Genomic DNA, 11,930 nt, shown 5'->3' on the forward strand with positions numbered 1-11,930 from the left:
ATGGACCGGCAGAAGGCGGTGTTCCTCGAGACCGAGGGTGATGGCTACTTCACGCGCAATGCCGGGAAACTCGTGCCCCGCGGTGATGACCCCGTGGTCGAGGCGCTGATGCGGCTCGGCATCCGCGCCCGCGCGGCACTCGAGATTGGTGCGGCGAACGGCCACAGGCTGGTCGCGCTGCACGACGCGATGGGGTGCAACGGCGCGGGAATCGACCCCTCCGCCGCCGCGGTCGAGGCCGGGCGCGCGACGTTTCCGGACATCGACCTTCGCGTCGGCACCGCTGACGTGCTGCCCTTCGCCGATGCCGCGTTCGACCTGGTGATCTTCGGCTTCTGCCTCTACCTGGTCGATCCGGCGCTGCATTTCCGCGCCGTGGCGGAGGCCGACCGTGTGCTCGCCGATGGCGGGCATCTCGTGATGGTCGATTTCCTGCCGCCCTTCCCCTACGCCAACCCCTATGCGCACGTGCCGGGCCTGAACGCCAGCAAGCACGAGTATGCGCGGATGTTCACCGCGCACCCGTCCTACACCCTCGTGCAGCGCACGCTGATCGGTGCGACGGAAGGCGTTCCCGCACCGGATGACCGCGTGACGATCGATATCCTCGCGAAGCGTGTGCATGGCGCCTTCCCACCCAACCCATATCGTGCCGGCTGACGCCGCCGCCATCGCGCTGCGGCCCGTCGCGGCGGGCGACCTCGCGCTGCTGCGCGGCTGGATCAACGACCCGCGCATCGCGGTGCCGTTCCTCTTCCCTGGCCCCGTCGATGCGGCAGCGCACCAGGCGTGGTTCGAACGGCAGCAAAGCGATCCCGCGACCGAGACCCTGCTGGCGGAGGCCGGTGGCACGCCGGTCGGCGTCGTCACGCTGAAGGGGATTGACAGGGCGCAGAGGCGGGCCGAGATCGCGATCTTCATCCGCCCCGACCGGCAGGGAGAGGGGCTTGGCCGCCGCGCGCTTGACGCGGCACTCCGCGTCGCGTTCCAGTCGTTCCGGCTGCGCAAGCTCCATCTGCATGTGCGCGCCGATAATGGCGCCGCCCGGGCTCTCTACCAGGGTGCGGCCTTCGCCGAGGAGGGGCGCTTCGCCGGTGACTGGATCCACGGCGGCGTGGCACACGACATCCTCCGCCTCGCGCTGCATGACGATGCCTGGCGGCAGCGCTGCTGCCGGGGCCGCCGCGTGGCGATGATGCAGCCAGGCTTCCTGCCCTGGCTCGGCTTCTTCGAGCTTGCCGCCTCGGTCGACCGGATGGTGCTGCTCGACGATTTCCAGGTGGCGCGACACTCGCACGCGCATCGCAACCGCCTGTTCCTCTCGCCGGGTCGGCCGGGCTTCGTGAGCATCCCGATCGCGCATCCGGGAACGCTCACCGCCGATTTCCGCGCCATCGCGGTGGCACCGCCCGCGCGCTGGTGGCGGAAGCTCGAGGCGGGGCTGACGCAGACCTATGGCCGCGCGCCGTTCTTCGCCGAGGCGATGGCGGTGATCCAACCCATTCTCGCCGATGCACGCGGCAGCCTCGGCGCCGTCAACATCGCGCTGATCCGCGCCATCGCCGCCCGCCTCGGCCTCACCACCGAATTCGTTGCGAGCTCGGAGACACCGACCGACGGCCTCCGCCGCTCCGCCCGCGTGCTGCGGCTACTCGAACTTCACGACGCCGGCCTTTATCTCTCTGCGCGCGGATCGTTCGCCTACATGCGCGAGGATGGGTTGTTCCCGAACGTGCCGGTCGACGTGCGGTTCCAGGACTTCGTGCCCCACCCCTACCCGCAGCCCGGCGGCGGCGAATTCACCCCGCGCCTCTCGGCCCTCGATGCGCTGTTCATGCTGTCACCCGACCAATGCCGATCGGTGCTGTTCGGCACACGGCGCTGGCAAGGCTGGGCGGAGATGGCGGACGCTGCCGATCCGGCAGCTCAGCCCGATGACGAGCCATCCGACGACTGATCGGCCGCTGCAACGTGGTGCCAGGCGAGCGCGGTGCCGCGCGCGATGGGCATCGCCGCGCGGCCCTCGAGAACCTGGCCCAGCGCATCGGGCGGCAGGCCGAAGCCTGGGCGGACCGAGCGCACCGTCTCGGGTGTGAACCGTTGCCCCGCCGCCATGTCGCGCACGACGTAGAGCGAGCGGCGATAGCGCAGCGCCGGCATCTCTCCCGGCGACGGGCCATACGCAACCTCGCCGACCGCCGACCACGCCGTGCGCGCTGCCGCGACGAGCGCGGCGAACTCCGCCGGCTCGAGGCTGAACGCGGCATCGGCCCCGCCATCGGCACGCGCGAGGGTGAGGTGCTTCTCGATCACCGCAGCCCCAAGGGCGACGGCCGCGGTCGCCACCTCGTGGCCGAGCGTGTGGTCGGAGAGGCCAACGACAGCGCCGAAGGTCGCGGCGAGATGGGGGATGGCCGCGAGCTTCGCCTCGGCCGCGAGAGCCGGATAGGCCGTGGTGCAGCGGAGCAGGACAAGCTCACGGCAGCCGGCACCGCGGGCGGCGTTCACCGCCGCCTCGATCTCGCCAAGCCAGGCGGTGCCGGTGGAGAGGATCATCGGCTTGCCGCGTGCGGCGACGCGGCGGATCAGCGGCAGGTCGAACAGCTCGAGCGAGGCGATTTTATACGCAGGCGGATCGAAGCGATCAAGGAATGACAACCCCTCCTCGTCGAACACCGATGAGAAGCAGGCAAGCCCCCGTTCGGCTGCGCGCGCGAAGATCGGCGCGTGCCAGTCGAACGGCAGCGCCGTCTCGCTGTAGAGGTCGAACAGCGTCCGCCCGCCCCAGGGCCCGCCGGTGACCATGAAGTCCGGCCCGTCATGGTCGAGCGTGATGCCGCCGGGGCTGAAGGTCTGCAGCTTTACCGCATCGGCGCCGGCTGCGGCCGCGGCGTCGACGAGCGCGAGCGCGCGGTCGAGCCTGCCGTTGTGGTTGCCCGAGAGCTCGGCGATCACATAGGGCGGCTGGCCGGGACCGATGGCGCGGCCGGCGATGGCGAATGGATGTGTCATGGCTCCCTTTCCTGCGCCAGCGCGCCGCGCCGGGCAAGGGCCGCGAGGAGTGCTGCCGCGACGCGCTGCGCTCCGCCGGCGGCATCGACCGCGCGAGCTGCCTGCACCATCGCTGCGCGACCTGCCTCGTCGCCGAGGAACCGCCTGAGCGTCGCGCGCAGCGCAGCCTCGTCCTGTGCCGCGACGCCACCATCGGCACACAGCCCCGCCTCTGCGAGAGACGCGCTGACCTCGCGCTGCTGCCCGCTCAGGGCGAATAGCAGCGCGGGCCGACCAACAGCGATGAGTTCGAGCGCCATCACGCCGGGAGCGGTGATCGCTGCATCGGCCGCGGCCATCAGCCGTGCGACGCCCTCCGGCGCGAGGCCGCGGTGCAGCGTGATGCCGGCCCCAGGCGCCGCGCGGCCGCGATAGCCGGGACCGAGCAGGACATCGACGCGCGCCAGCGGCGGCAGCAGCGCCAGCACCCGCGCCGTCGCATCCCCGGCATCCGTGCCGCCGAAGCCAAGCAGCAGGCGCGCGACCGCGGGGCCGGGCGCGGGAGCCGGCGCGAACGCAGTGCGCAGCAGCGCATGCCGCGGGCCGAGCAGAAGCTCGCAGCCGGCAGGCACGCGCCAGTCGCCCGCGCGCCGCTGCGGTCCTGGCGAGATCAAGAGGTCGCACGCGATCGCCCGGCCACCGAAATCATCGATCACGGCGATCACGGGCGGCGGCGTGGCGATGTCACGCGCGGCCGAGATCGTCGCGTCGGTGAAGCCGTAGCCGTCGAACACAACCGCATCGGCGGGGCCATCGTCGTGATCGAAGCCGGCGGCTGAAATCAGCCCGCGCGCAGCCGCATCCTCGACTGCAACGTCGAAGCGGCACGCGGCGTGGGGCCGAAGCGCCTCGGCGAGCGCGAGGCAACGTGAGAGATGGCCGAACCCCACCGCGCCGCCCGCCTCGCAGCGGAACAGCACCGCGTGCGGCGCCGCGCTCACCCGCGCCGGCGGGCCAGCACGATGATCTCGCGCCCGAGCCCGAGTTCGGCGAGGGAGCGGTACCAGCGGCGGCGAAGGTCGGTCGCGTTCGCCTGTTCCAGCGTTCGCTCGAACGCCACACGCTTGCGGTGGCACGCCTTTCCCAGCACCGGGTCGCCAACATAGACGTCGCCCATCAGCAGGAAGAGCTCGAGCGGGAACGTCGCCGTCACCTCGACGATGTCGAAGCCGGTGCGGGCGAGCAGGCCGGACAGCGCATCGCGGTCGAAATAGTTGATGTGCTGCGGCGGCACCACCCACCACTGCTTCAGCCCGTGCGCATTGTCGGCGATCGTCTGCCAGCGGTTGAAGTCATTCGGCACGCGCAACAGCAGGTGCCCGCCCTCGACGAGCCAGTGGCGCGCGAAATCGGCGAGGATAGTCGCCGGCTCGCGCAGGTGCTCGAGCACGTTCACCATCGTGACGAGGTCGACCCGCTTTTCCTCCGGCGGATGGGCCAGCGCCTCGATCGGCAGGCAATGCGCCGCGAGCCCGAGCCCGCGCGCGAAGGCCACCCCCTCCTCCACAGGCTCGACGCCATAGCCGCTGGCACCACGCCCGGTCATGTAGTGCAGGAAGTGGCCGTAGCCGCAGCCGACATCGGCAAGCCTGAGCCCGGCGAGGCGGCCGAGATGGGCTTCCAGCAACGCGGCGAGGTCGTCATACGCGCGGCGGTGATACTCCGCCTCCTCGGCGAGGTTCTCCTGCCCGCTGTCATTGATGTAGCCGGCGCGCGCGCGGGCGTAGAACTCCTCGCGGTAGAACCTGTCCACCTCCTCGGCCGAGGGGATGGGATCGACGCGAAGATAGCCCCAGTCGGCGTCACGGACGATACGGTGGCTCATCGGCGGCGGCTCACGGCTGGATGCCGAGGCCGGGGTCGGGTGCGGCCGGCCCGCGCGGCGGCTGGCGCAGGTAGTTGAGCGCGATCACGGCGTGCTGGTCATACACGTTCGGCACGCGGTGATAGGTGAGGAACGCGGCTGCATCGGCGATGTTCCAGCTGAACTTCCCGCTCAGCAGCTGCCACAGCAGCGGCGCGTCCGTTTCGATGGCGAGATAGGGCTCGTCGGGCTTGCGGCCCTCGAGCAGCGTGACGGACCCAGCCATCGCATCGGCCACACCCCAGCGCTCATCCTCGCCAGGAAGGCGCACGGCGATGCGCGACGCGACGGGGATCGCGGATGCGCGCACGCGATCGAGCATCGCCTCCGCCCCGGTGCGGAACAGTGCGGCCCAGTCGGTGTCGGGCGGCACGGCAACCGTGTCATGCACGTAGGGCTGCGCGGCGGCGGGCCCCGCGATGAATGCCGCGCGCGCCTCGGTGCGGCCGCGATCGTCCATCGCTTCTGCCCACACGGCGGCAGCGTCGGCCCGCACCTCGCGTCGCGCCGGCATCTCCCAGGACTGCCCCTCCTCGAGGTCGAGCGGCAGGGTGGTGGCCCGCGCAGCCTCCGGCAGGCGCTGGTGGGTGTGGCGATAGGCGCCGGCAGGGCTCGCGAGGAAGGTCATCATCCGGTTCAGCGCCGCGTGCCGGCCGGAGAGGACATGGTTGCCGGCACAGGCCATGAACCGCTCCGGCTGCGTGTCGGCCACCGCATCGGCGAAGACGTCGAAATACATCGCAACGATCCGCTCGCGCTCCGCCGCCTGCTCGGGCTCAGACAACGACGCGAAGCACGCGGGGTAGCCGGAGCCGCCGGAGGCCGGCAGCAGCGCGAGCGCGAGGTCGAGTTCCTTCAGCCGCGCGACGCAGCGCGGATAGGGCGGGTTGTCGTTGGCGAAGTAGAGGCTGCGCCCATCGGCGTGGAGCAGCAGCGCGCTGTCGATCATCCAGTTGAGCTTGTGCTCCGGGTCAGCCTCCACCGTCTCCGCCACCAGGCCCTCGCCGATCGGCAGCTGCGTGAAGGTCGGGATCTTCCTGATCGCGCGGAAGCCGAAGCCGTGGCGCTTGAGGAAGCCCTCGACGAAATCGGGCGAGCGGTCCATCAGCAGCACGGTGGCGTTGCGGTCGAGTTGCGCAATCGTCGCGGGGTCGCAATGGTCCTCGTGGATGTGGCTGATGAAGATGTAGTCCAGCGGCCCGATCTCGCTCGCCTTCATGCCCGGCGGCGGATACTGCACCCAGGCGCCGCCATAGATCGTGCTGCCGATCCACGGGTCGGTCAGCAGCCTGATGCCGCGATGCTCGAAGAGGAAGGTCGAATCGGCGATGTAGGTGACCTTCATGGCGCCACTGTCCCTTTCTGATCCAACCGCGGCGGCATAGCATTCCCGCCCCCGCGCCGCCAGCAGCGCGCCCAGCCGGACCCGACCCATGCAGCACACCGTGACCGAGGCCTTCCACGACGACACCTATCGCCGCCTCGGCTTCGCCGCCCAGCGCCGCTATCCGAACGAGGAGCTGGTGCGCTTCCTCGCCAGGCACTTCTTCCCGATCCCGCGCACCGAGCGCGCGTCGGTGCCGATCCTCGAGGTCGGCTGCGGCTCCGGCGCGAACCTGTGGATGATCGCCCGCGAGGGCTTCGCCGCGCATGGGCTCGACCTCTCGGCAGAGGGGCTCGTGCTGTGCCGCGAGATGCTCGCCTCCTGGGGCGTGGCGGCCAGCCTGCACCACGGCGACATGGCAGCACTTCCCTTCGCCGATGCCTCGATGGCGGCGGTGGTGGACGTGTTCTCGGCCTATTGCCTCGACGAGGCCGGGGCGGCGCGTTTCCTCGACGAGGTCGCGCGCGTGCTTCGACCCGGCGGGCGGTTCTTCACCTACACGCCCTCGAAGCTGTCGGAGGCGTTCACGAACCACGCGCCGGCGACGCTCAGCGACGCCTCGACGCTCAGCGGCATCGCGCGCGAGACCTCGCCCTTCGCTGGCAACACCTATCCGTTCCGGTTCACCACCAACGACGAGCTCGCGGCCGCCCTCGCCGCCCGTGGCCTCGCGGTGACGTCGAGCGAGCGGGTTGCCCGCACCTACCGCGACGGGGAGGAGCTGTTCTGGTTCGCCGTCATCGCGGCCGAGAAGCGCTGAGCGGAGGGAGCGGGTGAGCGCGGCGCGCCTCGGCCTCGGCACGGCGCAGTTCGGCTTCGCCTATGGCATCACCAATGCCGCCGGGCAGGTGAGCGGCGATGCCGTGCCGCGGCTGCTCGCACGCGCCCGCGAGGCCGGCATCGACACGCTCGACACCGCCGCCGGCTATGGCGAGGCGGAGACGGTCCTGGGCACGGCCGGCGCGGCGGCCCTGGGCTTCCGCATCGTCACCAAGATCGCCGGCCCACCGAGCGGGTTCGCCGATGCCGCCCGCGCCTCCGCCACGCGGCTCGGCGCGGTGCCGGACGCCATCCTGCTGCACGATGCCGCTGCACTGGCCGGCCCCGGGGGCAAGGAGGTCGCAGACGCCCTCCTCGGCCTGCGCGAGGCGGGGCTCGCGCGGGGCATCGGCGTGTCGGTCTACGCGCCGGAGGTGCTGGCAGCGACGCTGGATCGCCTGGTGCCGGACGTGGTGCAGCTTCCCTTCAACGTGTTCGACAGGCGGTTCGAGCGCACGGGCTGGCTCGACCGGCTGAGCGGCCTCGGCGTCGCGGTGCATGCGCGCAGCCTGTTCCTCCAGGGCACGCTACTTGCCGCAGAGACGCCGCCGCCGCTCGCCTTCGCCGCTGCCCGCTTCGCTGCGTTCCGCGCCGCCTGCCGTAATGGAGGCATCACCCCACTCGCGGCCTGCCTCTCGGTCGGCCTTGCCGCGCCGATCGACCGGCTGATCATCGGCGTCACGGCCGAGGCGGAGCTTGCCGCCATCCTTGCCGCCGTCGACCCCCCTCCCCAACCCCTGCCCGCCCTCGCCGATCTGGCCACCGATGACCTCGCGCTGATCGACCCGTCCCGCTGGCAGCGGGGCTGAACGCGGCCTATAACGCGGCATGGACGGCAGCAACCTCATCCCACCCCGATCCGTCACCCGGTTCGCCGAGTCGGATCGCTACCGCGCCGAGATCCACGGCCTCGTCGTCGGCGGCGCGCACACCTACTCGAAGGGGGATGACCAGTTCCCCGCGCTCAGCCCCGCCGCCATCGCGCGCGGTGAGGGCGGGCGGGTGTGGGACCTCGACGGCAACGATTATGTCGATTGCGGCCTCGGCCTCGGGGCCGTCAGCCTCGGCCACGCCTTCCGCCCGGTGATCGACGCGGTGCATGCGGCGATCGAGCAGGGGGCAGCGTTCCAGCGCCCCGCTGCGGTTGAGCGTGAGCTGGCGCGCGAGCTCCTCGCGATGATGCCGGGCATGGAGCGGGTGAAGTTCGCCAAGAACGGCTCGAACGTCACCACCGCCGCGGTGAAGCTCGCCCGCGCCTTCACGGGCCGCGACCTCGTGGCGTTTCCCGGCAACCACCCGTTCTACAGCTTCGATGACTGGTTCATCGGCGCAACAAAGGTGGCCAACGGCGTGCCGGACGAGTTCCGCGCCCTCTCGCGCACCTACCGCTCGACCGACCCGGAAAGCCTCGCGGCGGCGTTCCGCGACAACCCCGGCCGCATCGCCTGCGTCATCACCGAGCCGGAGGACTTCATCCCGAACCCGCCGGAGGTGATCCGCGAGGTCGAGCGCATCACCAAGGCCAACGGGGCGGTGTTCATCCTCGACGAGATGGTGTCGGGCTTCCGTGCCGGGCTGCCCGGCTCCTACACGGGCCTGGGCCTCTCGCCCGATCTCGCGACGTGGGGCAAGGCCATCGGCAACGGCTTCTCCTTCTGCGCGCTGACCGGCCGTGCGGACATCATGGATCTCGGCGGCATCCGCGGGAACGAGCATCCCCGCGTGTTCCTGCTCTCCTCCACCCATGGCGGCGAGGCGCATACGCTGGCCGCCGCCCGCGCCGTGCTCGCCACCTACCGCGAGCAGGACGTGCTCGGCCATCACCGCAGGCTGACGGCGCGCGTGACGGAAGGCTGGCGCCAGGTGGTGCACGACCGGAGGCTCGAGGGGGCGATCACGGTGCACGCCTCGCCCTGGCGCGTCATCCTCGCCTGCGCCGATCGCGCGGGGGTTGCCTCCGCGCCGCTGCGCACGCTGCTGCTGCAGGAGATGATCGGCCGCGGCGTGCTGTGCCAGGGCTACTTCGTTCCCTGCTTCGCGCATACCGATGACGAGATCGAAACGGTTATCTCTGCGTTCGATGCGGCGGCCGCCGTCTACGCCCTCGCCCTCGATCACGGGACGGAGGATTTCCTCGTCGGCGAGGCGGCGCGTCCGGTGTTCCGTAAGTGGAACGGCTGTCGGCAGGTGTGCCCAGCGAGCCCCTGCCCGCACGAGATGGGCTGCCGGCAGCATCCGTGAGCGACGTGGCGAAGGCGGGGCGGCTTGCCGTCATCCCCGCGCGCGGCGGCAGCAAGCGGGTTCCGCGCAAGAACGTGGTGCCGTTCTGCGGCGAGCCGCTGATGGCGCACGCGATCCGCGCTGCCGTGGCCTCGTCCCTCTTCGCCGCGATCCATGTCTCGACCGATGACGACGAGATCGCCGCGGTGGCGGCCGCGCACGGGCTGCGCCCCGCCTTCCCCCGACCCGCTACACTCGCCGACGATCACGCCACGCTCGCCGACGTTCTGCACTTCGTCACCGCCCGCTTCGCCGAGGCGGGCGAGGCCTTCGCCTCCGTCACCGTGCTGATGCCGACCGCCCCGCTGGTGCGGGCGGATGACCTCGTCGCCGCGCACGCGCTGTTCGACGGTGCCGGTGGCCGCCGGCCCGTGCTGGCGGTGACGCGGTTCCCCGTTCCCGTAGAGTGGGCGTTCCGCAGAGATTCCGCGGGCACGCTCACGCCGGTCCAGCCGGGGAAGGACCAGCTTCGCTCGCAGGACCTCGCCGAGGCCTGGTACGACGCCGGCGCCTTCGCCATCCACCCGGCCGCCTCGCTCGTCCCCGGTGCCGTGGCGCACCCCTGGCTCGGCCATCCCCTGCCGCGGGAACGCGCCGTCGACATCGACACGATGGAGGACCTCGCCTTCGCCGCGCTCCTGTTCCGGGCACAGAACGGTGCGGCATGACGGGCACCACCTTCGTGCTGCAAGGCTATTACGGGACCGGAAACTTCGGCGATGACTGGCTGCTCGCCGCCACCGCCACGGCGCTCGCCGCCGCCGTTCCCGATGCGCGCTTCGTGGTCCGCGACCATGGCGATGCCGTGCTGATGCCCCTGCCCGCCGACCTCCGCTTCTCCGGCAGCGAGCATGTGCTCGGCGATGCCACGCTGCCGCGGGTGCGGCGCCTCGCCCGCTACGCAGCCACCGCCTGGCGGCAGTTCGGTGCAGCGGAGTGGCTGGTGTTCGGCGGCGGCACGCAGTTCCACGCGCGCGGCGGCCTCGCCTCGCTGTCGCTCAGCGCGCTGCTCTGCCTGCTCGCTCGCGTCCGCGGCGTGCGCATCGCCGCCCTCGGCGTCGGCGTCTCCGGGCTGTCGGGGCCGGTCGCGACCGCGCTGTTGCGCGTCATCGTTGGCTCGGCGCGCGTGTTCGTGGTGCGCGACGAGGCCTCGCGCAGCATCGCCGGGCCGCGCGCGGTGCTTGCCGCCGACCTTGCCTTCGGGCTGCCCCTTACGCCCGGGAGCGCGCCCGGCGCGGCGGTCGCGCTCACCGCCTATCCGCCCGCGTGGTCGCCGTCGCTCGTCGCCGCGATGGCCGTCGCGGTGGCGGGGCGCGACGTCGTCCTCCTGACGGTGCAGCGCGCCGGCGTCACACCGGGTGACGATGCCGCGCTCGAGGCCCTGGCCACGACGCTGCCCGGCGCAGCGTGGCGGGTGATGACGGGCAATGCCGCCGCGCTTGCAGGCGTCGGCCTCGTCTGCGGCATGCGGTTCCACGCGCTGCTCGCCGCCGCTCAGGCGGGCATCCCCTTCGTCGGCATCGCGCATGATCCGAAGATCGCCGATCTCTGCGCGCGCTTCGCCATGCCCTGCCTCGCGCCGGAGGACGTGACCGCATCGACGCTCGCCGCCGCCATCGCCGCCGCGGCAGACCGCCGGCCGGCAGCGGAGGCGCTGGCGGCATGCAGGACGGAGGCGGCGCGCAACATCGCCGCGCTCGCGCCGCATCTCGCATGAACGCGGCCCCCGTCACCGTCGTCATGCCGCTCTACAACGCGGCGCGGTTCGTGGGCGATGCGCTCGCCACTGTGCGCACGCAGGCGCCCCGCCCGGCCGAGGTGATCGTGATCGACGACGGCTCGATCGATGATGGCGCAGCCATCGTCGCCGCGGCCGATGTGCCGGGGCTGACGCTGATCCGCCAGGCGAACCGTGGCGTCGCGGCCGCGCGCAACGCGGGGCTTGGCGCGGCCTCGTCTCCGCTCATCGCGTTCCTCGATGCCGATGACCTCTGGTGCCCGGGCCATCTCGCCTCGCTCGTCGCCCTGGCGGAACGTTTCCCCGACGCGGCGATCCTGGGCGCGCGGTTCAGGCCCGCGCCTGCCACCGCGACGGCAGCGGATGCCGAAGCGGTCGTGCAGCGCGAAGGCACGATGCGGCGCGCCGACGTGATCGGCGAGGCCGCCGCCGGCAGCGCGCCGTTCTACACCTCCTCCTGCATGGTGCGGCGCGACGTCGCGCGCGCCGAGGGCGGGTTCCCCGAGGGCCACAGCCATGGCGAGGACCTCGCGCTGTGGTATCGCCTGTCCGAGCGTCACGGCGCGGCGGCGACCGACCGTGTCGGCGCGCTCTATCGCCGCGCCGAGGGCGGGCTGACGGGAAGGAGCGTGCGCGTGCCCGACATCGCGATGCTGACGCTCGATGCGCTGGGCGCCGACGCGACGCCGCAGCGACGTGCCGTGATGGCCGCGCTGCGCACGCGGCTCGCGCTCGCCCATGCGCTCGATGCGGTGGCACGCGGCGACAGGCCGTCGGCGCGCGCGGCACTGGCC

Annotated in this window: 12 protein-coding genes; 8 read left to right on the plus strand and 4 right to left on the minus strand. The window is 72.0% G+C overall.

What is annotated here, in order from left to right; all coding sequences use genetic code 11:
- A complete protein-coding gene (locus Q0C38_RS11120; RefSeq protein ID WP_291297157.1) occupies window positions 1–660 on the plus strand; it encodes a class I SAM-dependent methyltransferase in 660 nt (219 codons plus the stop codon).
- Window positions 650–1,957 carry a WbqC family protein gene (locus tag Q0C38_RS11125; protein WP_291297158.1) on the plus strand — a complete coding sequence of 436 codons (1,308 nt, stop codon included), beginning with the start codon at window positions 650–652 and terminating at the stop codon, window positions 1,955–1,957. The genes Q0C38_RS11120 and Q0C38_RS11125 overlap by 11 nt, the downstream gene beginning before the upstream one ends.
- Here Q0C38_RS11125 and pseI read toward each other — a convergent pair.
- From pseI to Q0C38_RS11145, 4 genes are read right to left on the minus strand one after another with little or no spacing between them, the layout of a single operon-like run.
- Window positions 1,927–3,012 carry a pseudaminic acid synthase gene (pseI, locus tag Q0C38_RS11130; protein ID WP_291297159.1) on the minus strand — a complete coding sequence of 362 codons (1,086 nt, stop codon included), beginning with the start codon at window positions 3,010–3,012 and terminating at the stop codon, window positions 1,927–1,929. The two genes, Q0C38_RS11125 and pseI, sit on opposite strands and share 31 nt — an antisense overlap.
- Window positions 3,009–3,992 (minus strand): hypothetical protein, encoded by a 984-nt coding sequence (locus tag Q0C38_RS11135; RefSeq protein ID WP_291297160.1) that lies wholly within the window; start codon window positions 3,990–3,992, stop codon window positions 3,009–3,011. Before Q0C38_RS11135 ends, pseI begins: the two co-directional genes overlap by 4 nt.
- On the minus strand, window positions 3,989–4,876 hold the full coding sequence (locus tag Q0C38_RS11140; protein ID WP_291297161.1) for a class I SAM-dependent methyltransferase: 888 nt from the start codon (window positions 4,874–4,876) through the stop codon (window positions 3,989–3,991). Before Q0C38_RS11140 ends, Q0C38_RS11135 begins: the two co-directional genes overlap by 4 nt.
- Window positions 4,877–4,886: 10 nt before the next feature.
- Window positions 4,887–6,260 (minus strand): MBL fold metallo-hydrolase, encoded by a 1,374-nt coding sequence (locus Q0C38_RS11145; RefSeq protein WP_291297162.1) that lies wholly within the window; start codon window positions 6,258–6,260, stop codon window positions 4,887–4,889.
- Between the two features lie 88 nt (window positions 6,261–6,348).
- Here Q0C38_RS11145 and Q0C38_RS11150 point away from each other — a divergent pair, with 88 nt between their 5' ends.
- The 6 genes from Q0C38_RS11150 to Q0C38_RS11175 form a co-directional block, all read left to right on the plus strand.
- Complete coding sequence (locus tag Q0C38_RS11150; protein ID WP_291297163.1) at window positions 6,349–7,059, plus strand: class I SAM-dependent methyltransferase; 711 nt, start codon at window positions 6,349–6,351, stop codon at window positions 7,057–7,059.
- Between the two features lie 13 nt (window positions 7,060–7,072).
- Entirely contained in the window at window positions 7,073–7,927 is an 855-nt protein-coding gene (locus Q0C38_RS11155) for an aldo/keto reductase (RefSeq protein ID WP_291297164.1), read from the plus strand.
- Between the two features lie 19 nt (window positions 7,928–7,946).
- A complete protein-coding gene (locus tag Q0C38_RS11160) occupies window positions 7,947–9,359 on the plus strand; it encodes a glutamate-1-semialdehyde 2,1-aminomutase (RefSeq protein WP_291297165.1) in 1,413 nt (470 codons plus the stop codon).
- Window positions 9,356–10,066 carry a cytidylyltransferase domain-containing protein gene (locus Q0C38_RS11165; protein WP_291297166.1) on the plus strand — a complete coding sequence of 237 codons (711 nt, stop codon included), beginning with the start codon at window positions 9,356–9,358 and terminating at the stop codon, window positions 10,064–10,066. Before Q0C38_RS11160 ends, Q0C38_RS11165 begins: the two co-directional genes overlap by 4 nt.
- On the plus strand, window positions 10,063–11,115 hold the full coding sequence (locus Q0C38_RS11170) for a polysaccharide pyruvyl transferase family protein (RefSeq protein WP_291297167.1): 1,053 nt from the start codon (window positions 10,063–10,065) through the stop codon (window positions 11,113–11,115). Before Q0C38_RS11165 ends, Q0C38_RS11170 begins: the two co-directional genes overlap by 4 nt.
- On the plus strand, window positions 11,112–11,930 hold an 819-nt coding region (locus Q0C38_RS11175; protein ID WP_291297168.1), incomplete at its 3' end, for a glycosyltransferase family A protein. The genes Q0C38_RS11170 and Q0C38_RS11175, both read left to right, overlap by 4 nt.

It is taken from the genome of Elioraea sp. (genome assembly GCF_022842375.1).
GTDB lineage: Bacteria > Pseudomonadota > Alphaproteobacteria > Acetobacterales > Acetobacteraceae > Elioraea_A.